Raw genomic sequence first — 21,949 nt, 5'->3', positions numbered from 1 at the left:
CCCCTTCCCCCTCCCCCCTTCTCCAGTTCTCCCTCATCCCCCCATCCCCGTACCTGCAAGGGACCCCCGTGACCAGACTCAGTGTCGAGATGCTGGCAGCGGACACCGTCGAGCCGATCACCTCGGCCGGCCACGCCCAGCTGGGCATCGCCGTGCTGGCGGGCATCGCCGTCATCGTCCTGCTCATCACCCGGTTCAAGCTCCACGCCTTCCTGGCGCTCACCATCGGCTCGCTCGCGCTGGGCGCGTTCGCCGGGGCGCCGCTCGACAAGGCCATCACCAGCTTCACCACCGGCCTCGGCTCCACGGTCGCCGGTGTGGGCGTGCTGATCGCGCTCGGCGCGATCCTCGGCAAGATGCTCGCCGACTCCGGCGGCGCCGACCAGATCGTCGACACGATCCTCGCCAGGGCGGGCGGCCGTTCGATGCCGTGGGCGATGGTGCTGATCGCCTCGGTGATCGGGCTGCCGTTGTTCTTCGAGGTCGGCGTCGTGCTGCTGATCCCGGTCGTGCTGATGGTGGCCAGGCGCGGCAACTACTCGCTCATGCGGATCGGCATCCCGGCGCTGGCCGGTCTGTCCGTGATGCACGGCCTGGTGCCGCCGCACCCGGGCCCGCTCGTCGCGATCGACGCGGTGCAGGCCAACCTCGGCGTCACGCTGGCGCTGGGCGTCCTGGTCGCCATACCGACGGTGGTCATAGCCGGTCCGCTGTTCTCCCGGTTCGCCGCCCGCTGGGTGGACGTCACGGCGCCCGAGCGGATGATTCCGCAACGGCCGTCGGAGGAGCTGGAGAAGCGCCCCGGCTTCGGCGCCACACTGGCGACCATCCTGCTGCCGGTCGTGCTGATGCTGGCCAAGGCCCTGGTGGACATCGTGGTGGACGACCCGGAGAACACCGTGCAGCGGGTCTTCGACGTCGTCGGCTCCCCGCTGATCGCCCTGCTGGCCGCCGTGCTCGTCGGTATCTTCACGCTGGGCCGGCCCGCCGGGTTCTCCAAGGAGCGGATCTCGCAGCTGGTCGAGAAGGGCCTCGCGCCGATCGCGGGCATCCTGCTCATCGTCGGCGCGGGCGGCGGCTTCAAGCAGACGCTGATCGACTCCGGCGTGGGCCAGATGGTCCTGGACATCTCCGAGGACTGGTCGATCCCGGCGCTGCTGCTGGCCTGGCTGATCGCGGTGGCGATCCGGCTCGCGACCGGCTCCGCGACGGTGGCGACGGTCTCGGCGGCCGGCCTGGTCGCCCCCCTCGCCGAAGGCATGTCGACCGGCGAGACCGCGCTGCTCGTGCTGGCCATCGGCGCCGGCTCGCTCTTCTTCAGCCATGTCAACGACGCCGGGTTCTGGCTGGTCAAGGAGTACTTCGGGCTGAGCGTCGGCCAGACGATCAAGACCTGGTCGATCATGGAGACGATCATCTCGGTCGTCGCTGGCGGTGTGGTCCTGCTCCTCTCCCTGATCATCTAGGAGTACGGCGATGAGTCACCCCCTGTTCGACATCACCGGCCGCACGGCCCTGGTCACCGGCTCCAGCCGGGGCATCGGCCTCGCCCTCGCCCGGGGCCTGGCGGAGGCCGGATGCACGGTGGTCCTCAACGGCCGGGACGGCGAACGCCTGAGGCGGGCGGCCGCCGACCTGCCCGGCGAGCGGGTGCACACGGCCGTGTTCGACGTCACCGACGGCGCCTCGGTGGCGGCCGGCGTCGCGGACGTCGAACAGCGGGTCGGCCCGCTGGACATCCTGGTCAACAACGCGGGCACGCAGCTGCGGGCCCCGCTCCTCGAGTTCACGGACGCGGACTGGCACCGGCTGCTGGACACCAATCTCACCAGCGCGTTCCTGGTCGGCCGCGAGGCGGCCCGGCGGATGACGGAACGCGGCCACGGCAAGATCATCAACATCTGCTCGCTGCAGAGCGAGGTGGTCCGCCCCGGCATCGCGCCGTATGCGGCGACCAAGGGCGCGCTGAAGATGCTCACCAAGGGCATGTGCGCGGACTGGGGGCCGTACGGCGTGCAGGTCAACGGGCTGGGGCCGGGCTACATCGAGACCGAGCTGACCCGGCCGCTGGTGGCGGACGAGGAGTTCAGCTCTTGGGTGCGGCGGCGCACCCCGGCCGGACGCTGGGGCCGTACCGAGGACCTGGTGGGCGGGGTGCTGTTCCTCGCCTCCCCGGCGGCGGACTTCGTCAGCGGGCAGGTCCTGTACGTCGACGGCGGCATGACGAGCGTGCTCTAGAAGGGGGCGGTGCGGATGCTGGGGTGTGTGATCCACGGCCGGGGCGACCTGCGGGTCGAGGAGCTGCCGTCCCCTTCGCCGGGTCCGGGGCAGGTGCTGGTCGCGGTCCGCTACGGCGGGATCTGCGGCTCCGATCTGCACTACTGGCGGCACGGCGGAGTCGGCGACTTCCGGCTGCGGGAGCCGATGGTGCTGGGCCACGAGGTGGTGGGCACGGTCGTCTCCGGGCCGCTGGCCGGTACGGCGGTCGCCGTGCACCCGGCCACCCCGTGCGGGGTGTGCCCGGAGTGCGCGGACGGGCGGCGCAACGTCTGCCGCGACACCCGCTACCTGGGCAGCGCGGCCCGCACGCCGCACGTCCAGGGCGGGTTCGCGGCCGAGATCGTCGTCCCGGAGGACCAGCTGCGACCGCTGCCCGAGGGTCTCGATCCGCGCCGGGCGGCGCTCGCCGAGCCGCTGGCGGTGGCGCTGCACGCAGTGCGGCGGGCCGGTCCGGTGGCCGAGCGGCATGTGCTGGTCACCGGGGCGGGGCCGATCGGCTGTCTGGTGGTCGCGGCGGCGAAGGCGGCCGGCGCGGCCCGGGTGACCGTCACGGACCTGCTGCCGGCCGCCCTGGAGCACGCCCGTACGGCCGGCGCCGACACCCTGGTGCGGGCCGACGACCCGGCGGATCCGGGGTGGCCGTCCGAGGTGGACGTGGCGGTCGAGGCGTCCGGGGTGGCCGCGGGGCTCGACACCTGTCTGCGGCTGGTGCGGCGCGGCGGGGTCGTCGTGCAGCTCGGGATGCTGCCGCCGGGGCGCAGTCCGTTCGCGGGCAACCTGGTGGTCAGCCGGGAGATCGAGCTGCGCGGGGCGTTCCGGTTCGACACCGAGTTCGACGAGGCTCCGGCGTTGCTGGCGGCCGAGAACGCCTTCGACGGGCTGGTCACCGCGGTGGTGCCGGTGCGGGAGGCGGAGGCGGCGTTCGCGCTGGCGGCCGACCGGGGGCGGTCCTGCAAGGTGCTGCTGGACTTCGAAGCCGTCTGAGGGCTCGGGGCGTGAGGGTCTTGTTCGGGGCGTCCGGGCTCATCGGGGGCGCCTGAGGACTCGGGAGCCTCCGCGGATTCGGGGCGGTCGAGGGCTTCAGGGGACCCGACGGCTTCGGGGCCTGCGAGGGCTTCAGGGGACCCGACGGCTTCGGGGCGTCCGAACCGCGCGGCCGGCCGGTACCGCGCGGCCGGTCGGCCGAAGGCGCCGGTCAGTCCCGCCAGAGCGGGTGCTCCGTGCGCGCCCACTCCTCGCTCACCGACCCCGTCCGCATGCCCCGGCGGGACTCGGGGTCGGCCAGGGCCATGCCGATGTGGCCGGCCAGGACGATGCCGATGGTCAGGGCCAGCCAGTCGTGCACGAAGGTCGCGCTGGTGCGCCACATCAGCGGGGTGAGGTGGGTGAACCACATGAGCAGGCCCGTGCCGAGCATGACGAGGGTCGCCCCGGCGATCCAGGACGCGTAGATCTTCTGCCCGGCGTTGAACTTGCCGGCCGGGCGGGACTCCCGTCGCCGGTCGCGGCGCAGCACGGCGCGCAGCCAGCGCCGGTCGTGCGGGCCGAAGCGGTTGAGCCGGCCGAGGTCGGCGCGGAAGGCGCGGGAGGCGAGGCCGGCCAGGACGGGCACGGGCAGGGCGAGGCCGGCCCACTCGTGGACGCGGACCACCAGCTCGCGGCGGCCGACGAGCTGCGCGAGCTCCGGGACGTAGAGGAACGCCGCCGTCAGCACGCACACGCCCATCAGCAGGGCCGTCGTACGGTGCACCCACCGTTCGGCGCGGGTGAAGCGGTGGAGGCGGGTGGGCGCGGCCGGCGGGGCCTCAGCCGGTGGGTTCATCGTCCCGCCCGTTCGAACGGCCCACCCAGGCGTCGATGTCGTAGCCCCGTTTCTCCCAGTAGCCCGGCCGGACCTTCTCGGTGACGGTGATGCCGGAGAGCCACTTGGCGGACTTGTAGAAGTACATGGGCGCCACGTAGAGGCGCACGGGACCGCCGTGGGCGTGGTTGAGGTCCTCGTCCCGCATGCGCAGGGCGACCAGGACGTCCGCGCGGCGGGCCTGGTCGAGGGTGAGGCTCTCGGTGTAGGTGCCGTCGAAGCAGGTGAAGCGGACCGCGCGGGCCCCGGCGCGCACTCCGGCCGCGTCCAGCAGCACCGACAGGCGTACGCCTTCGAAGGGCGTGTCGGGCACGCGCCAGCCGGTGACGCACTGGACGTCCCTGACGATCCGGGTCTGCGGCAGGGCTTGGAGGTCGGCGAGGGTGTAGGTGGCCGGGCGGTCGACGAGGCCGTCGACGGTGAGGCGGTAGGTGCGGGCGTTCTTGCGCGGCACGGAGGACGCCACCGAGTAGTACCGGAAGCCGCCGCCGTTGGGGAGCAGACCGGTGAGCCCGGTGGGGTCCTTCTCTGCGGCGCCGGCGAGGAAGCCCTCCAGGCCGCGCTGGAGGGTGGGCGCGGCGACGACTCCGAGGGCGCCCAGACCGAGCGTGCCGAGGAAGACACGGCGGCCGACGGGGGTACCGCGGTCCTCGCGGGTCTCCGGGCGAGCCCCGGGTGTTTCCGCGCGGTCCTCGGATTGCGCGGATCGCTCCGCGCGGTCCTCGGATTGCGCGGATCGCTCCGCGCGGTCCTCGGATTGCGCGGCTCGCTCGGCGCGGTCCTCGGATTGCGCGGAGCGAGCCGCGCGGAGCTCGCGGCCGGCGGACTGTTCGGGATTCACCCGTCCATTCGAGCACCTCGGGGCCCGCTGGGGCCAGGGGGTCAGCCGGTGGACCCGCGGCCGAGCGCGCCGTCGCGGGCCGCGCGGAAGGCGGCGTACGGATCGCGGTCCGGGTAGGACCAGGGCTGCGGGGTGACGTGGTCGCCGATGCGGTGGAACAGGGCGGCGGCCTCGGCGGGCCGGCCCTCGCAGACCTTGGCGTGGGCGAGGTAGTTCAGGTCGATCAGCCGGCGGGGGTGCCCTTCGTGCTCCCACTCCAGCCACCAGTCGAAGGCGGCCTTCATCACGTCCCGGGCGCGGTGGTCGCGCCAGTGCGGGGCGTCGGCTGGGTCGGCGGGGGCGAGGCCGTGGGCGGCCAGGGCGCGGTAGCGCTCGGCGTGCGCGACGATCGGCAGGATGGCGAGCGGGGAGTCGGCGGGGGCCTGCTCGGCGGCCCAGGCGGCGAATTCGTAGACCTCGTGCAGCGGGTCCGGACCCGCGGCGGCCCGGCGTTCGGCGAGCCGGGCGACCATCAGGTGGTGGGCGTGGTGGTGCTCGCGGTGCCGGGCCCGGATCTCCTCGAAGACGCGCACGGTGTCGGCGCCGCCGCCGCTCTCCAGCATGAGCAGGCCGAGCCACGGTGTGGGGTCGGCGGGCGCGAGCGCGGCGGCCTCCCGGCAGGCGCCGCGGGCCGCCTCGGGGTCCTCCTCGCCGCGCAGGGCGCGCCGGACCCGGGCGAGCGCGAGCAGGACGGTGGCGTCGATGCAGCCGGGGTCGACGAGCAGCCATTCGTGGCTCCAGGCGGCGGCGTACGGTTCGAGGGCGAGGACGGTGATCCGGTGGCCGCGACGGTCCCAGTCGTCGCGGGTGCGGGCGAGCAGGGAACGGACGGTCTGCCAGCGGCCCTGGGCCAGCGCGGTGCGGGCGGCGGCGAGGTCGGTGTCGTCGAGGGCCGCGCCCGGGGAGGCGTCCGGGGCCGTGCCGGGGGTGCGGTCGGCGGGCTCGCGGCCGGGGCCGAGGGGGGTCGGGGATGGGGGCACCGCGGGACTTCCTGATCCTCCTCGGTGGCGGGCCTGACGTCGGCCCGTGGTCGGCCGATCACCACAGCAAATCCCCCGCCGCCGGTCCCGTCAAGGGCCGGCGGAATGTGACAGGTGTCAACTCCGCTTCCTGGAGGGGGACTTGGCGGCGCGCGGCGTCCGGCCGGGCGGGTGGCGGACGGGGCGGGGCGGACGGTGGTGTGGCGTACGCCATGGCGCCACCCGGTCCGGTACCGGAGCATGGCCGTACGGTCGCCGCCCGCACCCGGGCCCCCCACCGTCCCGCGGCCGCTCCTGGCAGCCGTCGCGCGCCGGGGACATGACAGTCGGCCACTCCCCCACTTCGTGGCCCGACCCGATGATCGAGGTACGCAGCGTGTCGGTTCTGGTTCTGGTTCTCGCCGTGAGTGCCGCGTGCTGTTTGGGCTTCGGTTTCGTCCTGCAGCAGAACGCGGCGCAGAAGGCGCCCCGCGCGGACTTCCTCTCCCCACGGCTGCTGCTCGACCTCGTGCGGGTGCCGCGCTGGCTGGGCGGCATCGGGCTGATGGTGGTCGGCATGGCGCTGGGCGCGGTCGCGCTCGGCAACGGCGAGATCTCCCTCGTGGAGCCCCTGCTGGCGACGAACCTGCTGTTCGCCCTGGCCCTCTCCCGCCACCAGACCAAGCAGCCGCTGGGCCGCCAGGGCTGGGCGGGTCTGCTGCTGCTCGCGGGCGGGGTGTCCGCGTTCATCGTCGCGGGCGAGCCGCGCGGCGGCAGCGCGGGCGCGCATCCGCTGCGGCACTGGCTGATCATCGGGGTGATGGTCGGGCTGGCCCTGCTGCTCACCGGATACGCCAAGCGCTCACGCCTGTCCTCGGGCCCGGTCCTGCTCGCCCTCGCCGCCGGTCTGCTGTACGGCGTCCAGGACGCCCTGACCCGGGTCAGCGGGGAGCGTTTCTCCGAGGGCGGCCTGGTCGAGCTGCTGACCGGCTGGCAGCCGTACGCCGTGCTGGCGCTCGGGGTGACCGGGCTGGTGCTGGTGCAGAGCGCCTTCGAGACGGCGCCCCTGCGGATGTCGCTGCCCGCGCTGACCGCGGCCCAGCCGCTCGCCGGGATCATCTGCGGGGTCGGCTTCCTCGGGGACCGGCTGCGCACCGATCCGGGGGCGCTGACCTGGCAGGCGGCGGGGCTCGCGGCGGTCGTCGGCGGGATCGTGCTGCTCGGGATGCACCCGGCGATGCCGCAGGGTTCGGCGGCGCGGGTGCAGCAGCGGGTGCCCGGCCTCCAGCCGCAGTGACGTCCCGGGACGCGGCCCTGCTTGGATGGGCGCATGAGCGCTGCTGACGAGATCCTCGACATCGTCGACGAGCACGACCAGGTCATCGGACGGCTGCCGCGCGGCCGGGTGTACGCCGAGGGGCTGCGCCACCGCTGCGTCTTCGTCCAGGCGCGTGACGCCGGGGGCCGGCTGTTCGTCCACCGCCGCACCGCGACCAAGCTGGTCTTCCCCTCCCTGCACGACATGTTCGTCGGCGGGGTGGTCGGCGCGGGCGAGGCCTATGACGACGCCGCCCTGCGCGAGGCGGAGGAGGAACTCGGCGTCAGCGGTCTGCCGCGCCCGGAGTTCCTCTTCAAGTTCCTCTACGACGACGGCGCCGGGCAGAGCTGGTGGTCGGCCGTGTACGAGGTCCGCTGCGAGCTGCCGGTGCGCCCCCAGGTGGAGGAGGTGGCCTGGCACGCCTTCCTCCCGGAGGAGGAGGTCGAGCGGCACCTCCTGGACTGGGAGTGGGTCCCGGACGGACTGGCGGCCTACGAACGGCTCAGGGCCTACCGGGCGGGCCTCGGTGGAGTGTAGGGAACCGGAACCGGCGGGTGCCGGGAGGCTGCGGGGAGGGTCCTGCGGGTGATCGACTTCGTGCGGAACGTCCGGTTGTGGTTCGCGCCCGATCAGGTCCGGCAGGAGGGACGGACGCCCGACTACCGGTTCTCGCTGGCGAACGAGCGGACCTTCCTGGCCTGGCTGCGCACCGCGCTCGCGCTGATCGGCGGCGGCTTCGCGGTGGACCAGTTCCTGCCGGACCTGCGCTGGGGCTGGCGGGTCGGGCTGGCGCTGGCGCTGCTCGCGGCGGGCGTGCTGTGCTCCCTGCGCGCGGTGAACCACTGGGTGCGGTGCGAGCGGGCGATGCGCCGGGGCGAGGACCTGCCGACGTCCCGGTTCCCCGCGCTGCTGAGTCTGGTCGTCGCGGTGGTGGCCGTCGCGATGGTGGCCGTCGTCCTGCTCGGGTGGGAGGGGTGACCCCCGCGGCCGCCCCGGAGCGCGACCCCGGCCTGCAACCGGAACGCACCCGCCTCGCCTGGCGCCGTACGACGCTCTCCAGCACCGTGGCCGCCGTCCTCGCCGTCAGGACCGCGCTGCACGGGGGTGCCTCGGCCGCCGCCGTCGCGGTGTGCGCGGCCTGCTGCGGCCTCTGGCTCGCCTTCCTGCTGCTGGCCCACCGACGCATCCGCACCCTCGCCTCGACGCCCGCCCCGCCCCCGCTGCCCCATCGGCAGGCCGCGGCGGCGGTGCTGTGCACGGTGGCCGTGGCGGTGTGCGCGGCGACGCTGCTGCTGTGAGGCGGCGTGCACGGTGACCGTGGCGGTCAGCGGGCGTCGCTGCCGCTGTGCGGCGGCCGGGTCCGCGCTCACCATCCGGTGCCGAGCCGCTCTTCCTCCTCCCAGGCAACGGTCACCACGATCTTTCCCCGTGTGCGCCCCTCCTCGCTGAGCCGGTGGGCGTCGGCCGCTCGCTCCAGGGGGAACGTGTGCGAGACGTGCACGTCCACCACGCCCTGTTCGGCGAGTTCCGCCAGCCGGGTGAGGTCGGTGGGGTCGGGGCGGACGAAGAGGTAGCGGCCGCCGTAGTCGACCACGTCGCCGTCGGCGATGGAGACCAGGCGGCCCTCGGGTGCCAGCAGGTTGGCGGAGACCTTCAAGGTGTCGCCGCCGACGGTGTCGAAGGCCGCGTCCAGGCCCTCGGGGGCCAGCCCGCGCACCCGTTCGGAGAGTCCGTCGCCGTGGGTGACGGGCTCGCCGCCCAGTGAGCGCACGAAGTCGTGGTTGTCCTCGCCCGCCGTGCCGATGACCCGGGCGCCGAGGTGGCGGGCGAGCTGCACCGCGATCGAGCCGACGCCGCCGGCGGCCGCGTGCACGAGGACCGTCTCGCCTCGTCTGACCTGGAGGGCCTTGACCAGCACCTGGTACGCGGTGAGTCCGACCAGCGGCAGGCCCGCCGCCGCCTCCCAGGTGAGGTTGCGCGGTTTGCGGCCGAGGGTGCGCACCGGCGCGGCGACGTACTCGGCGAAGGTGCCGCGGGAGAGGAAGTCCTCGCGGACGTAGCCGATGACCTCGTCGCCGACGGAGAACTCCGTGACGGACGGGCCGGGCCGGACCACCACCCCCGAGACGTCCCAGCCGGGGACCACGGGGAAGACGGTGTCGAGGACGCCGTCGAGGCGGCCCTGCCGAGCCTTCCAGTCGACGGGGTTGACGGCCGCCGCCCGCACCTTGACCAGGACGGAGTCGGGCCCGATGCTCGGGTCGCGCAGCTCTCCATACTCCAGGACCTCGGGACCGCCGTACCGGCTGTAGCTGATGCCCTTCATGCCACCGACCCTCCGACGCGGGTGAACGCCACGCAAGCCGGACGCCCCGGCACGGGCCGCTGACCCGTCCGGAAATCGCCCCGCCGCGGCTTCCCGGCTTCTGCCCGGTGAGCCGTCGGCCTATCGTGGCCCTGATCACGTCGGGTGCCCCCACTGGACGACATACCGACCGGTCGGCATCATGGGGCCAGTCCCGTTTCACCCGTCCGTAGGAGCGACGCATGAGCCCCGACCATCCGCCCGGACTCGACCTCGACCGGCTGCGCACCCTGCTCGACCGTGAGCGGCCCGGCCTGGCGCGGGGCCCGCTCACCGGCCGGCTGATCGAGGGCGGGCGCTCGAACCTGACGTACGAGGTGGCGGACGGCACGTCGAGATGGGTGGTGCGGCGGCCGCCGCTCGGGCACGTCCTGGCCACCGCGCACGACATGCGGCGCGAGCACCGGGTGATCAGCGCGCTGCACCCGACCAGCGTGCCGGTGCCGCGTCCGGTGCTGCTGTGCGAGGACGAGGAGGTGCTCGGAGCGCCGTTCTACGTCATGGAGTTCGTCGCGGGCACGCCGTACCGCACCGCGGACCAGCTCGCCGCGCTCGGCCCGGAACGCACCCGGGAGGCGGTGCTCGGGCTCGTGGACACGCTGGTGGAGCTGCACGCCGTGGATCCGGCCGAGGTCGGGCTGGCGGACTTCGGCCGCCCCGAGGGCTTCCTGGACCGGCAGCTGCGCCGCTGGGGCAAGCAGCTGGACGCCTCCCGCAGTCGCGACCTGGCGGGCATCGACGAGCTGCACGCGGCGCTGGGCCGCAGCCTGCCGTCCTCCCCCGCCGCCACGGTCGTGCACGGCGACTACCGGCTGGACAACGTCCTGATCGGCGACGGCGACCGCATCAAGGCGATCCTCGACTGGGAGATGTCCACACTGGGCGACCCGCTGACCGACCTGGGTCTGCTGGTGATGTACAGCGTCCCGCTGGAGCTCCCCGGCTCCCCCATCTCCACGACGGCCGCGGCCCCGGGCCACCCGGCCCCGGCCGAGCTGGTCGAACGGTACGCCGCGCGCTCGGGGCGCGACGTCACGGCCGTCTCCTGGTACACGGCGTTCGCCTGGTTCAAGCTCGCCGTGATCCTGGAGGGCATCCACTACCGCTACACCCTGGGCCAGACGGTGGGGCGCGGCTTCGACCGCATCGGCGAGCTCGTCCCCGTCTTCATCGACCACGGACTGACCACTCTCCAGGAAGGCTGACGGCCATGGACTTCGCGTTCGACGCGCGCACCGAGGAACTGCGCGGCAAGCTGCTCGCCTTCATGGACGAGTACGTCTACCCCGCCGAGGCGGTCGCGGAGGAGCAGCGCGCCGCGCTCGCCTCCCCGTGGGACACCCCGGCCGTGGTGGAGGAGCTGAAGGCCGAGGCCCGCCGCCGGGGGCTGTGGAACCTCTTCCTGCCCGACGCGGAGTACGGCGCCGGGCTGACCAACCTCCAGTACGCGCCGCTGGCCGAGATCACCGGCCGCTCCCCGCAGCTCGCGCCGACCGCGCTGAACTGCGCCGCGCCCGACACCGGGAACATGGAGGTGCTCGCGCAGTTCGGTGACGAGCGGCAGCGCAAGCAGTGGCTGGAGCCGCTGCTGGCCGGGGAGATCCGCTCGGCGTTCGCGATGACCGAGCCGGAGGTGGCCTCCTCCGACGCCACGAACATCACCACCCACATCGCGCGGGACGGCGACGAGTACGTCGTCACCGGCCGCAAGTGGTACATCTCCGGGGCGATGAACCCGGACTGCGCGATCTTCATCGTGATGGGCAAGACCGATCCCGACGGGCCGGACATCCGCCGTCAGCAGTCGATGATGCTGGTCCCGCGCGACACGCCCGGCGTCAGGGTCGAGCGCGCCATGAAGGTCTTCGGCTACGAGGACCATTCCCACGGCGGCCACGCCGAGGTGGTCTTCGACCACGCGCGTGTGCCGGTGACGAACCTGATCGGCGAGGAGGGCGGCGGCTTCGCCATCGCGCAGGCCCGGCTGGGGCCCGGCCGCATCCACCACTGCATGCGGCTGATCGGGATGGCGGAGCGGGCGATCGAGCTGATGTGCCGCAGAGCCGTCTCCCGCGACGCCTTCGGCAAGGCGCTGGCGCAGCAGGGCGTGGTCCACAACTGGATCGCGGACGCGCGCGTGACCGTCGAGCAGCTGCGGCTGCTGGTGCTGAAGACGGCCTGGATGATGGACACGGTCGGCAACCGGGGCGCCCACACGGAGATCCAGGCCATCAAGATCGCCACGCCGCGCGCGGTCGTCGACATCATCGACCGGGCGATCCAGCTGCACGGCGCGGGCGGCGTCAGCCAGGACTTCCCGCTGGCCGAGCTGTACGCGGGGGCGCGCACGCTGATGATCGCGGACGGGCCGGACGAGGTGCACCAGCGGTCGCTGGCGCGGCGGGAGCTGAAGAAGTACCTGTGAGATGACGGGTGCGGGGCCGGTCGCCCGTCGGCGGCCGCCCCGCACGCGCGCGTGTCAGGGACGCAGGGCGCGCAGCAGCAGGTCCGCGAGGTGGTCCGCGACCTCCTGGGGGCTCATCGGCCCGTCGGGGCGGTACCAGGTCGACAGGTGGTGCACCGAGCCGAAGTGGTAGTCGACGACCAGGTCCGCCGGCGTCGCCGTGGAGAAGACGCCCGCCTCCTGGCCCTCCTCCACGAGGGCGCGGAAGCGCTCGTGGTAGCGGCGGCGCGCGGCGCGGACCTGCTTGTTCTTCTCGGGGCTGAGGTGGTGCATCGAGCGGAAGAAGATCATCGCGTCGTCGAGGTTCTCGATCGTGGTGACGACCACGTCGGCCGCCGCGGCCCGCAGGCGCTTCTCGATCGGCTCGTCGGCGTCCGCGAAGGCGTCGAGTCTTTCCTGCTGGACGCGCAGCACGCGCGCGTACACCTCGTGCAGCAGGTCGTCCTTGGAGCCGAAGTAGTGGTACAGCGCGCCCTTGGTGACGCCGGCCGCCTCGACGATCTCCTGTACGGAGGTGCGGTCGTAGCCCTGCTCGGCGAAGAGCCGGGTGGCGGCGGCCAGCAGCCGCTGCGGCACGGGAGTCCCGTCGCCGTCCGAAGTCCTGGGCACTGCCGCCACCTGCCTTTCTCGTCGCCTTGCGGGCGTTGCCTACTGGCTGTCGTGCGTACGGGAACGCAGTTCCCGCCGGAGGATCTTCCCACTGGCCGTCTTGGGCAAGTCGGGCAGGATCTCCACCTGCCTGGGGTACTTGTAGGCGGCCAGTCTCTCCTTGCAGTACACCGCGAGTTCATCCGGGTCCGCGCCGGCGCCCGGACGCAGGCTGATGTAGGCCTTGACGGTCTCGCCGCGGTAGCCGTCGGGCACACCGACAACGGCCGCCTCGCGCACCGCCGGGTGGGTGTACAGCACGTCCTCCACCTCGCGCGGCCACACCTTGAAGCCGGACGCGTTGATCATGTCCTTCTTGCGGTCGACGACGTACAGCCAGCCCTGTTCGTCCAGGAAGCCGATGTCGCCGGTGCGCAGCTCGCCGTCGGGGAAGGTCTCGGCGGTGGCGTCGGGGCGCCGCCAGTAGCCGGGCACGACCTGCGGCCCCCGGACGACGATCTCGCCCTGCTCGCCGAAGGGCACCTCCGCGCCCGCGTCGTCGACGATCCGCACGATCGTGTCGGGGCCGGGCGCACCGACCGCGAGGGTCCCGGAGGCCGGGTCGACGGGTGCCTCCCGGTGGGGCGGGACGGAGGCGCAGGGCGCGGTGCACTCGGTGAGCCCGTAGCCGTTGCGGATGTACGGCCCGAAGTCCGCGCGGAACTTCTCCACCAGGGCCGGCGGCAGGGGGGCGCCGCCGGAGGAGATGTTCACGAAGGAGGAGAAGTGGTCGCGGGTGACGGCCGGGTGGGCGGCCAGCGCCATGAAGGCGGTGGACGGGCCGACCGTGTAGTGCGGGCGGTGCTCGGCGAACGCGTCCAGGACGACGCCGGCCTCGAAGCGGTAGGTCAGCACCAGCGTGCCGGCGCTGTTCAGGCAGGCGCCGAGCTGGCAGACCATGCCGGTGATGTGGAACAGGGGCGCCAGGGCGTAGTAGACGGGCGCCTCGGGCAGACGCAGGCCGGTGCGCTGCCGCTCGGCGTTGTACATGATGTTGGCGTGCGTGTTGGTGGCGCCCTTGGGGGTGCCGCTGGTGCCCGAGGTGTAGCTGATCAGGGCGAGGTCGGCGGGGGCCGGGTCGCGGCCCTCAGGGGCGGGATGTCCGGCGCGGGCGGCGGCGGTGAGGTCGTCGGCGTCGGGTGCCTGCGGCAGCCGTTCGAAGGTGAGCACGCGCGCGTCCTGGCGGGTTTGGAAATCCAACTCGCAGCCGGTGAGCACGATCCGCACGGGCGAGTCGGCCGCCGTCTGCCGCAGGTACGACTCCCAGGCCCGGTCGGAGCAGATCAGCGCGGTGGCCTCGGCGTCCCGCAGGACGTGGGCGACCTCCCCCGACTTGTACATCGGGTTGACCGGTACGACGGTCGCGCCGGCCTTCCAGGCGCCGAGGACGGCGAGGACGAAGTGCGGGGAGTTCTGCAGCAGGACGGCGACCCGGTCGCCGCGCTCCAGGCCGCGGGCGGCGAGGCGCCCGGCGACGGAGTCGCTCAGCTCGTCCGCCTCGCGGTAGGTGAGCCGCCCGTCGAAGTAGGCGAGGAAGGCGCGCTCCGGGGCCTCGGCGGCGGCCCGGCGCAGGGCGTGCACGAGGGAGTCGTCCGGTTCGACCGGTCCGCGCTGGGCGTCGTCGAGGAGGGCCAGCCAGGGCTTGGCCGCGTAACGGGAGCCGCTCACCGTTCGGCCTCCCACTTCTGCTGGAGGTGGTTCATCTGGTTGAGCCAGCGGTCGGGGTCGGCGGCGCGGGCCTGGTAGTACCCGGCGACCTCGGGGTGCGGCAGGATCAGGAAGCGGTCCTCCGCGATGCCCTTGAACAGGGCGTCGGCCACGTCGTGCGGCTCGATCGCGGTGGGCCGCAGCACCAGGTCGCCCGCGCTGCCGGCGGCGTCCAGCATGTCGGTGCGCACGCCCTGGGGGCAGATCGCGTGGACCTTGATCCCGCGGTGCCGGTAGGTGAGCGACAGCCACTCCGCGAAGGCGTACGCGCCGTGCTTGGTGACGCTGTACGGGGCGGCGCCGACCATGGTGAGCAGTCCGGCGGCCGAGACGGTGGACACGAACCGGCCCGCGCCGCGCTCCAGCCAGTCCGGGAGCAGCGCGTGGGCCGCGCGGACGTGGGCCATGACGTTGACGTCCCAGGCGAGCGCCCAGACGGACTCGTCGGCGGCTTCGGTGCCGCCACAGGCGACCCCGGCGTTGGCGCAGTAGACGTCGACCGTGCCGCCGAGCGCCTCGCGGGCCGCGCCGACGATAACGGCGGCGTCGCCGGGCACCGCGATGCCGCCGATCTCGGCGGCGACCGCCTCGGCCCGGCCGGCGTCCAGGTCGTTGACGACGACCCGGGCCCCCTCGGCGGCGAACCGGCGCGCGAGGGCGGCGCCTATGCCGCCTCCGGCCCCGGTGACGACGACTCCAGCACCCGCAACGGCGTCCACCATCGGTCTCCTTCGACACGACGAGCATCGGTTCCGGAAGTCAGACTAACCGGTCGGTATGTAACCGGGGAAGGGTCCACCGGTCACCTCGCGGCATCGGCGGCGTCCCCGCGATCACCGTGGTCGGCCCCGCCCTGGCCGCCGTCCCCGCCCCCGCGAAGGCCGTGGTCGTGGCGGTGGTCGTGGCTCACCACCGCGGACGCGTCGTCCGCTCGGCCGTCGTCATCGGCGGCCACCCGTGCCACCCGTGGGCCGACGCGGTTCTCATGGCCGTCCGACATGGGCCGCGACGCCGACACCACGGCGGCGTTGTCGAGGGCGGGCCACCTGAGGGCCGCCTGCGTGCCGGTGCTGCGTGACGTCTGGCCAATCGGCCCGGTTGGCAGGACGATGCGCCCACCTGGCGCACGACTGCGGTGAACAGGGGGCCTGTCATGGCGGACGCGGCGATGAGTGCGACTCCCTACTGGGAGGTGACGTTCGACGCCGACGGAGACGTCGACGGCGGACAGCGGGAACGGCTGCTGGCCGGGGTGTCCCGGCACGGCGTCCATGATCTGGTGGTGTTCGCGCACGGCTGGAACAACGACCGCTCCGGCGCGACCCGGCTCTACAGCCGTTTCTTCGCGCCGTTCCCCGAACTCGCCCCGGCGGCGCGGATCGGGTACGCGGGCGTGGTGTGGCCGTCGATGCGGTTCTCGGACGAGCCGATCCCGGACCTTCCCCGGTCCGTGGCGGCCGACCCGGCCCGGCGCCCGGCGCTCGACAAGGACACGCGGCGCGCGCTGGTGGGGACGTTCCCGGGCCGGGCCGCCCTCGTCGAGGAGATCGCGCGGCTGCTGGAGCGGGCGTCGCGCGAGGAGGCCGAGCTGGAGACGTTCGGGCGCCTGGTGCGGTTGCTGGTGGAGCCGGTGCCGCCGGGGCCGCAGGCGCTGTTCGCGGCGGACACCCTCACGGAGGGCGGCCCGCACGGCGAGCCGGAGATGCTGACCGGGCCGACGGCCGAGGTGTGCGCGCGGTTCGCGCGGGCGCTGGCGGACCTCGAACCCCCGGGCGCCGCGGCCGGACCGGCGCCGCCCGGCGTCTGGGACGGCGCGCACGAGCTGCTGCGGCAGGCGACGTACTACGCGATGAAGCGGCGGGCCGGGACGGTCGGTGAGCGCGGACTCGGGCCGCTCGTCGGGCGGTTGGCCAAGGCCGCGCCCGGGGTGCGGGTGCACCTGGTCGGGCACAGCTTCGGCGCGCGGCTGGTGTCGTTCGCGCTGCGCGGTCTGCCCCGGGGGGTGCGGGCGGTGAAGTCCGTGACGCTGCTGCAAGGGGCCTTCTCCCACTACGCGTTCGCGGCCCGGCTGCCGCACGACGCGCGCGCGGGAGGCGTGCTGCGCGGGCAGCAGCACCGCGTCGACGGTCCCCTGGTGTGCTGCTTCTCCCGGCACGACACGGCCCTGGGCACGGTCTACCCGCTGGCCTCCCGGATGGCGGGCGACGACCGCGGGGCGGTCGGGGAGTTCGGCGTCGGGCGGCTGCTGGGCGCCAAGTGGGGCGCGATGGGCCACGATGGCGTGCAGGCCGTGCCGGGCACACGCGCGTACACCCTCGCCCAGGCCCTGGCCCGCCCCCTGCCGGCCTCGGGATGCGTGAACGTCGACGCGGCCGCGGTGGTCCGCCGGGGCGGCCCGCCGTCCGGGGCGCACAGCGACATCCTCCACCCCGAACTGGCCCGGGTGGTGCTCGCGGCGGGGCTCACCGGTGGGAGGTGAACTCCACGACCTGCTGGTAGGTCGGGCGGTTCTGCCAGCTGATGTTGCCGTGCTTGATGCCGCCGAGGGTGCGCTGCACGATCGAGTCGGCGCACCACTGGTTGCCCGCCGCGCACACGCCGTCACCCGGGTAGACCTGGGCGGCGGTCTTGCCGGCCGCCTCCTTCAGGGAGGTGATCAGGACGTTCCGGCAGGCGCTGAGGCTGCCGCCGCCGCAGTACTTCTGCCCCAGCGGTCCCTGCACCGACTCGCCGAGCACCGCCCGGATGTCCTTGTCGACGTAGCTCCACCAGCCGTACTGGAAGGAGCTTCCCGCGTGCGCGCCGGTCGGGCCGTGGGCGGCCGACGGGGCCTCGTCGACGGGCAGGTTGGCGGTCATGGCCGTGTACAGCTTTGTGCCCAGGCCGGGTTCGAACTCGGCCTTCACCAGCAGCGGCCACCAGGCGTCCAGGATGCGGATCGCGTCGGCGTCGGCGTACGTCTTCGAACCGGCCGTGGTCTCCGTGCGCTTGGCGCCGGCCGTCAGCCACGCCTGGAGCTTGGAGACCGCCGCGGCGGCCGTGGTGTCGGTGACCGGCGAGCTGTTGATCACCTTCAGCAGGTCGGGCAGGACGTCCTCGGCGCGCAGGTCGGCCAGCCCCGCGTCGGCCATCGCCCTCACCAGCGAGGCACGGGTGACACCTCCGGCCTGGACGAGCTTCTTCACCCGGTTCTCCAGCAGATTGCCGCGGTGCACGGACCCGTTGCCCCAGGGCGCGGTCGTGTAGTCCTTGGCCTGCTTGTTGTTCCAGGAGATGTAGTAGTCCTGGTCGATGGAGTTGGGGTGCGCGGAGGCCGGGGTGTACTCGGCGGTGTTGGTCACCGGGTCCCAGCTCCGCCACTCGTACGCCGGCTGCGCCCACACCGGGAACTCCGCGTCGACGCCGCTCGCGCGCACCGGGTTGTCGCCGCTGTTGTAGTACGCGGTGTGCTCGGAGTCGGCGTAGAACCAGTTGAACGTGTAGTTGATGTGCTGCACCGCGCTCTGGAAGCTCTCCGGGCCCTTCACGTGGTCCGGGTCGTTCAGCATCTGGAAGCCGATGATGGAGTCGGCCTCGTGCATGAACGACGAGCGCAGGGTGGTGTAGGCGACCTTCTTGCCGCCGATGGTCGCGCGGTACTCGACGGGACCGTACTTGGTGCGCCAGACGCGCATCGTGTACGAGCCGGCCGCGGTGCCGTCGGCCGTCGTGGGCTTCCAGGCGTTCTTCTGCTCGATCTTCTCCATCGGCGTGCAGGTGCCGCGGTAGAGGTAGTGGTAGTCGTCCTGGCACAGCTCGACGGCGTAGGTGTCGATGATGTCCTGGCCGGACGTCGTCGCGCTCCACGCGTAGTCCTGGCCGCGGCCGAGTTCGACGTACATGCTCAGGCCGGCGAAGGAGGCGCCGCGGGCGCTGATGCCGGGGCCCTGGAGTTCCTGGAGCAGCAGCAGCTGGGGGGCGAAGTAGCCGGTCTGCGGGCCGAAGACGGCGACCGGGTGCCCGCTGGCGGTGTGGTCGCCGCTGACCACGAGCGCGTTGGACATGCCGCGCCGGGCGGAACTGACGGCGGTGGCGGCGGCCGTGGTGGAGGTGGTCGTCGCGGTGGCGGTGGCCGCGCTGCCGGTGCGGTCGTAGACCAGTTGCTCCCGGACCACCGAGCCGGGGTCGGGCAGGGCCAGGCCCTGCGGGTTGTCGGGCCGGACGGCGTAGGGGAAGCTCTTGCCGTCGTGGAGGGTCATGACGGCCTCGGGGTCGTTGCGCTGGCGGAACGACTCCCAGACCTTGGTGCCCTGTTCGACGCCGTACTTCTCCTGCGCGGCGAGCAGGGAGAGGGCGTTGTTGACCTCGCCGCCGCCCCCGGACCCGAAGAGCGCGCCGATGACCGAGCCGAGCGCCACCAGGTCGGTGATCTTGAAGTCGGCGATGGTCCCGGCGTTGGTGATTGAGTCCTTGTGGCCGGTCAGGACGTATTCACCGGGGAAGTAGCGGCCGCTGTCGGAGGCGTCGATGTAGGCGTTGATGCCGTCGAGGTAGGCGTTCGCGTCGGCGAGTGCCTGCCGGCCGCGGGCGCCGTTGGCCGCGACGGCGTTGTCGATCTGGGCCTGGAGGTCGGCCTCGCTGTACGGCGCGTTGCGCCAGAACTGCTGTTCCAGGCCCTGGTTGTCGGCGGCACCGCCGGCGAAGGAGGTGAGCTGTCCCCGGCCCACGTGCCGGAAGACGTCCATGAGCCACAGCCGGTCCTCGGCCGCCGCGTACCCGGCGCCGAACTCGGTGCCGTACCTGGTGGTACCGGTGATGTGCGGGACGCCCGTCTTCTTGTCGCGGACGATCGTCACGTCGCTGCGGCCGGCGGGCTTGACGGTGGAGGCGACTTGATCGGCGGGAACCCCGAACGACGCGTCGTTGAAGAACGTGTTGATCGTGGCGTTGGTGAGCGTCGGATACCCCTTGGCCAGGTTGGCGTAGGGGCCGAGCTGGTCGGAGGCGTGCGCGGGCTGGGTGCCGAAGGCCTGGTTGAGCAGGATCTGGGCGAGGGTCGCGTTGCCGTTCTGACCGGGCGGCAGGATGTCGGAACACTGGTTGCCGCAATAGTCGTTGACGGCCGTGACCTCGGCGGCCGCCGCCGTGGGGGTGAACGGCGACAAAAGACCCGCCATCAAAGCGCATACGGAGGCGGTCTTCAGGAACCCGGGCATTCCGCCGGGAGTTCTCAGTCTGTCGAGAGCGGTACGTGGGGATCGCCGTGGCATCGGCAGCTCCTAGCGACGGGGGTGGCCGGAAGGTTACCGCCGGTATCCCCGGGATTGAAGATGAACATGCGTCACTTTTTCGAGTCGCCTCATCCGGTTGATGGACGGCATCGGAAATCGGATGGAGCGGAAGGGAGCCGAATCGCTTGTCGATACGTCTATTCGGCGACGTCGCGCGAAGTCCGTGCGATGACGCCGAAGTGACCGAAGTACAGGTGCAGATGTGACGGAGGTGCAAGGCGATGGCCGGTTTCCGGAGTCTGGCGAGACAGGTGCGCGACCCGCGCTGCGATCTGGCGCTGCGGAGGTACTCCCTGCGCAAGTGCCTTGAGCGGTTCGCCCCTTACGGACACAGGGCGACCTGGGACCACCTGTGCTCCCGGGCCGGGTTCGGCCCCGAGGACCGCTCCCCCGACCCGGCGCGGCTCGTGGCCGCGTTGGAGGAACTGGAGGAGGCACGGGCGGTGTGGCTGGCCTACGAGGTGGAGTTCGCCGAACGCCGCAGGAAGGAGAAGCACGACGGGCTGCGCAGGCCGGGCAGTGTGGACGACTGGCACCGGATGACCTGGGGCGGCTTCGGTGTGGCGTGGTGCGACGACCCGCGGGTCCACCCCCGTGACCCGCTGGCCGAGGTGCTGCGCCGGCTGATCGCCGCGCTGGAGCGGGAGCCGGGCGTCGGCTGCCCGGTGTGCGGTGGCGAGCGGCTCGCGTGGAAGTACGACCTGGACCACGAGCCGTCGGCGGGTCCGGTCTGCACGGACTGCGGGATCCTCGTCCCGCGCCCCGTGCTCACGCCCGAGGCCCTGGCGTACGCCCGGCGCGGACGGCTGCTGGTGTCCGCCTGAGCGGACGACGGGAGTGAGCCGGCACCGTGGGCCGGCTCCGTACGGCGGGGGTGCGCCAGGGGATGCCGCACCCCCTATTGCCCCCTGCGCGCGAGCCAGGGTCCGTGCGCGGCGTCGCCGCCGGCCGAAGAGCGGGACATTATCAGCCGCTAATCGGGTCGCTCCAGTGCTTTCCCGTCGGGACAGTGTGAGGCGATGAAAACGTCTCTGAGGTCCTGAAGGAGCCCCGATGTCGACGCTGCGCGTCACCGCCGAAGTGCTGACCGTCCATGAACACCCCAACGCCGACGCGCTCGAACTGGCGCAGGTCGGCCTGTACCGGGCGGTCGTCGCCAAGGGTGCGTACCGCACCGGTGAGGCCGCCGTGTACATCCCCGAGCAGTCGGTGCTGCCGGCCGCGCTGATCGAGGAACTGGGGCTGACCGGACGTCTGGCGGGCGGCAAGGCGGACCGGGTGAAGGCGGTACGGCTGCGGGGCGAGCTGTCGCAGGGGATCGTCTGCCGGCCGCGGGCACTGGCGGACGTCGACCTCATGCGGGCGGCGACGGAGGGCACCGACTTCGCGGAGCTGCTCGGCATCACCAAGTGGGTACCGCCGATCCCGCCCACGATGAGCGGGGAGGTCGAGGCGGCACCGGATCTGCTGCCGTGGGTCGACATCGAGAACATCCAGCGCTATCCGGACATCTTCGCCCCCGGCGAGCCGGTGGTGCTGACGGAGAAGCTGCACGGGTCGGCGTGCCTGCTGACCTACGTCGCCGACGAGGGGCGGGTGTACGTCTCCTCCAAGGGCTTCGGCGGGAAGTCGCTGGCGCTGAAGGAGGACCCGCGCAACCTGTACTGGCGGGCCGTGCGCGGGCACGGTGTCGCGGAGGTGGTGGCGCGGGTCGCCGAGCGGCTCGGCGCGCGCCGGGTCGGCGTCTTCGGCGAGGTGTACGGCGCGGGCGTGCAGGACCTGACCTACGGCGCCGACGGCCGCCGGGACACCCTCGGGTACGCGGTGTTCGACGTGTCCGCGGAGATCGGGGGCACGGTGCGGTGGCTGGACGCGGCGGAGGTCCTGGGCGGTGAACTGCCCCTGGTGCCGCGGCTGTTCGAGGGGCCATACGACAGCGCGCAGGTGCTGGAGCTGGCGAGCGGGCGGGAGACCGTGTCCGGGCGGGAGCTGCACATCCGGGAGGGTGTGGTGATCCGGCCCGCGAAGGAGCGGTACAGCCCGGTGACCGGGGGGCGGGCGATCGCCAAGGCGGTGAGCGCGGCGTATCTGACGCGGAAGGGTGGCACCGAGTACGAGTGAGGGCCTCGGCCGGGGGCGGCGGCCCGGCGCCGGCGGGGGCGCCGCGCCCGGCCTCCCCGCCGTGGCCGCCCGCCCC

20 protein-coding genes are annotated in these 21,949 nt (G+C 73.1%); 12 read left to right on the top strand and 8 right to left on the bottom strand.

The genetic code is table 11. The annotated features are described in order from the left end of the window. The first annotated feature begins 68 nt into the window (after positions 1-68). From ALMP_RS02875 to ALMP_RS02865, 3 genes are read left to right on the top strand one after another with little or no spacing between them, the layout of a single operon-like run. Entirely contained in the window at positions 69-1,466 is a 1,398-nt protein-coding gene (locus ALMP_RS02875; protein WP_264924407.1) for a GntP family permease, read from the top strand. A gap of 10 nt (positions 1,467-1,476) precedes the next feature. After that, positions 1,477-2,238, top strand: a complete 762-nt coding sequence (locus ALMP_RS02870) for an SDR family oxidoreductase (protein ID WP_264924405.1) — start codon at positions 1,477-1,479, stop codon at positions 2,236-2,238. A 15-nt stretch (positions 2,239-2,253) separates the two neighbouring features. Beyond that, the gene (locus ALMP_RS02865; RefSeq protein WP_264924404.1) at positions 2,254-3,264 is read left to right on the top strand and encodes an L-idonate 5-dehydrogenase; all 1,011 of its coding nucleotides are present in this window, start codon (positions 2,254-2,256) and stop codon (positions 3,262-3,264) included. A 211-nt stretch (positions 3,265-3,475) separates the two neighbouring features. On the opposite strand, the gene ALMP_RS02860 is transcribed toward ALMP_RS02865, so the two are convergent. The 3 genes from ALMP_RS02860 to ALMP_RS02850 are packed head-to-tail and all read right to left on the bottom strand — an operon-like array spanning position 3,476 to position 6,001. Then, complete coding sequence (locus ALMP_RS02860) at positions 3,476-4,102, bottom strand: cytochrome b/b6 domain-containing protein (RefSeq protein WP_264924402.1); 627 nt, start codon at positions 4,100-4,102, stop codon at positions 3,476-3,478. Then, complete coding sequence (locus ALMP_RS02855) at positions 4,086-4,982, bottom strand: molybdopterin-dependent oxidoreductase (RefSeq protein ID WP_264924401.1); 897 nt, start codon at positions 4,980-4,982, stop codon at positions 4,086-4,088. The genes ALMP_RS02860 and ALMP_RS02855 overlap by 17 nt, the downstream gene beginning before the upstream one ends. Positions 4,983-5,023: 41 nt before the next feature. Beyond that, positions 5,024-6,001, bottom strand: coding sequence for a hypothetical protein (locus ALMP_RS02850; protein WP_264924400.1), 978 nt, complete (start codon positions 5,999-6,001; stop codon positions 5,024-5,026). Between the two features lie 376 nt (positions 6,002-6,377). On the opposite strand from ALMP_RS02850, the gene ALMP_RS02845 reads away from it, so the two are divergent. The 4 genes from ALMP_RS02845 to ALMP_RS02830 are packed head-to-tail and all read left to right on the top strand — an operon-like array spanning position 6,378 to position 8,596. Further along, complete coding sequence (locus tag ALMP_RS02845; protein ID WP_264924399.1) at positions 6,378-7,277, top strand: DMT family transporter; 900 nt, start codon at positions 6,378-6,380, stop codon at positions 7,275-7,277. 33 nt (positions 7,278-7,310) lie between these two features. Further along, the gene (locus ALMP_RS02840; RefSeq protein ID WP_264924398.1) at positions 7,311-7,835 is read left to right on the top strand and encodes an NUDIX hydrolase; all 525 of its coding nucleotides are present in this window, start codon (positions 7,311-7,313) and stop codon (positions 7,833-7,835) included. Positions 7,836-7,883: 48 nt separating this feature from the next. Continuing rightward, the gene (locus tag ALMP_RS02835) at positions 7,884-8,276 is read left to right on the top strand and encodes a YidH family protein (RefSeq protein WP_264924397.1); all 393 of its coding nucleotides are present in this window, start codon (positions 7,884-7,886) and stop codon (positions 8,274-8,276) included. Then, positions 8,273-8,596, top strand: a complete 324-nt coding sequence (locus tag ALMP_RS02830) for a DUF202 domain-containing protein (RefSeq protein WP_264924396.1) — start codon at positions 8,273-8,275, stop codon at positions 8,594-8,596. Before ALMP_RS02835 ends, ALMP_RS02830 begins: the two co-directional genes overlap by 4 nt. 68 nt (positions 8,597-8,664) lie before the next feature. On the opposite strand, the gene ALMP_RS02825 is transcribed toward ALMP_RS02830, so the two are convergent. Next, positions 8,665-9,624 carry an NADP-dependent oxidoreductase gene (locus ALMP_RS02825; protein ID WP_264924395.1) on the bottom strand — a complete coding sequence of 320 codons (960 nt, stop codon included), beginning with the start codon at positions 9,622-9,624 and terminating at the stop codon, positions 8,665-8,667. 221 nt (positions 9,625-9,845) lie between these two features. On the opposite strand from ALMP_RS02825, the gene ALMP_RS02820 reads away from it, so the two are divergent. Beyond that, complete coding sequence (locus ALMP_RS02820) at positions 9,846-10,868, top strand: phosphotransferase family protein (RefSeq protein ID WP_264924394.1); 1,023 nt, start codon at positions 9,846-9,848, stop codon at positions 10,866-10,868. A 5-nt stretch (positions 10,869-10,873) separates the two neighbouring features. Then, positions 10,874-12,088, top strand: a complete 1,215-nt coding sequence (locus tag ALMP_RS02815) for an acyl-CoA dehydrogenase family protein (RefSeq protein ID WP_264924393.1) — start codon at positions 10,874-10,876, stop codon at positions 12,086-12,088. 54 nt (positions 12,089-12,142) lie between these two features. On the opposite strand, the gene ALMP_RS02810 is transcribed toward ALMP_RS02815, so the two are convergent. From ALMP_RS02810 to ALMP_RS02800, 3 genes are read right to left on the bottom strand one after another with little or no spacing between them, the layout of a single operon-like run. After that, positions 12,143-12,736: a TetR/AcrR family transcriptional regulator gene (locus ALMP_RS02810; protein WP_264924392.1), complete on the bottom strand. Its 594-nt coding sequence runs from the start codon at positions 12,734-12,736 to the stop codon at positions 12,143-12,145. A 39-nt stretch (positions 12,737-12,775) separates the two neighbouring features. Continuing rightward, positions 12,776-14,443, bottom strand: a complete 1,668-nt coding sequence (locus ALMP_RS02805; protein ID WP_264924391.1) for a class I adenylate-forming enzyme family protein — start codon at positions 14,441-14,443, stop codon at positions 12,776-12,778. Further along, positions 14,440-15,204 (bottom strand): SDR family oxidoreductase, encoded by a 765-nt coding sequence (locus ALMP_RS02800; protein ID WP_264924390.1) that lies wholly within the window; start codon positions 15,202-15,204, stop codon positions 14,440-14,442. Before ALMP_RS02800 ends, ALMP_RS02805 begins: the two co-directional genes overlap by 4 nt. 431 nt (positions 15,205-15,635) lie before the next feature. On the opposite strand from ALMP_RS02800, the gene ALMP_RS02790 reads away from it, so the two are divergent. After that, positions 15,636-16,961, top strand: a complete 1,326-nt coding sequence (locus ALMP_RS02790; protein ID WP_264924389.1) for a serine-threonine protein kinase — start codon at positions 15,636-15,638, stop codon at positions 16,959-16,961. Here ALMP_RS02790 and ALMP_RS02785 read toward each other — a convergent pair. After that, the gene (locus ALMP_RS02785) at positions 16,945-19,731 is read right to left on the bottom strand and encodes a penicillin acylase family protein (protein WP_264924387.1); all 2,787 of its coding nucleotides are present in this window, start codon (positions 19,729-19,731) and stop codon (positions 16,945-16,947) included. The genes ALMP_RS02790 and ALMP_RS02785 overlap by 17 nt on opposite strands. Before the next feature lie 242 nt (positions 19,732-19,973). On the opposite strand from ALMP_RS02785, the gene ALMP_RS02780 reads away from it, so the two are divergent. After that, positions 19,974-20,576 (top strand): hypothetical protein, encoded by a 603-nt coding sequence (locus tag ALMP_RS02780; RefSeq protein ID WP_264924386.1) that lies wholly within the window; start codon positions 19,974-19,976, stop codon positions 20,574-20,576. A 229-nt stretch (positions 20,577-20,805) separates the two neighbouring features. Then, a complete protein-coding gene (locus ALMP_RS02775; protein WP_264924385.1) occupies positions 20,806-21,873 on the top strand; it encodes an RNA ligase (ATP) in 1,068 nt (355 codons plus the stop codon). Positions 21,874-21,949 lie beyond the last annotated feature (76 nt).

The sequence above is a fragment of the Streptomyces sp. A012304 genome, assembly GCF_026008495.1.
Classification (GTDB): Bacteria; Actinomycetota; Actinomycetes; order Streptomycetales; family Streptomycetaceae; genus Streptomyces.
Note: the sequence above shows the minus strand (reverse complement) of the source record. Positions and strands in the feature narration are given on the sequence as shown.

What these genes read in the sequence shown, in the direction of transcription:
- ALMP_RS02870 (WP_264924405.1), top strand. Translation starts at nt 1,477, where the DNA reads ATGAGTCACCCCCTGTTCGACATCACCGGCCGCACGGCCCTGGTCACC.
- ALMP_RS02865 (WP_264924404.1), top strand. Translation starts at nt 2,254, where the DNA reads ATGCTGGGGTGTGTGATCCACGGCCGGGGCGACCTGCGGGTCGAGGAG.
- ALMP_RS02860 (WP_264924402.1), bottom strand. Translation starts at nt 4,102, where the DNA reads ATGAACCCACCGGCTGAGGCCCCGCCGGCCGCGCCCACCCGCCTCCAC.
- ALMP_RS02840 (WP_264924398.1), top strand. Translation starts at nt 7,311, where the DNA reads ATGAGCGCTGCTGACGAGATCCTCGACATCGTCGACGAGCACGACCAG.
- ALMP_RS02825 (WP_264924395.1), bottom strand. Translation starts at nt 9,624, where the DNA reads ATGAAGGGCATCAGCTACAGCCGGTACGGCGGTCCCGAGGTCCTGGAG.
- ALMP_RS02820 (WP_264924394.1), top strand. Translation starts at nt 9,846, where the DNA reads ATGAGCCCCGACCATCCGCCCGGACTCGACCTCGACCGGCTGCGCACC.
- ALMP_RS02815 (WP_264924393.1), top strand. Translation starts at nt 10,874, where the DNA reads ATGGACTTCGCGTTCGACGCGCGCACCGAGGAACTGCGCGGCAAGCTG.
- ALMP_RS02800 (WP_264924390.1), bottom strand. Translation starts at nt 15,204, where the DNA reads ATGGTGGACGCCGTTGCGGGTGCTGGAGTCGTCGTCACCGGGGCCGGA.
- ALMP_RS02790 (WP_264924389.1), top strand. Translation starts at nt 15,636, where the DNA reads ATGGCGGACGCGGCGATGAGTGCGACTCCCTACTGGGAGGTGACGTTC.
- ALMP_RS02785 (WP_264924387.1), bottom strand. Translation starts at nt 19,731, where the DNA reads ATGCCACGGCGATCCCCACGTACCGCTCTCGACAGACTGAGAACTCCC.
- ALMP_RS02780 (WP_264924386.1), top strand. Translation starts at nt 19,974, where the DNA reads ATGGCCGGTTTCCGGAGTCTGGCGAGACAGGTGCGCGACCCGCGCTGC.
- ALMP_RS02775 (WP_264924385.1), top strand. Translation starts at nt 20,806, where the DNA reads ATGTCGACGCTGCGCGTCACCGCCGAAGTGCTGACCGTCCATGAACAC.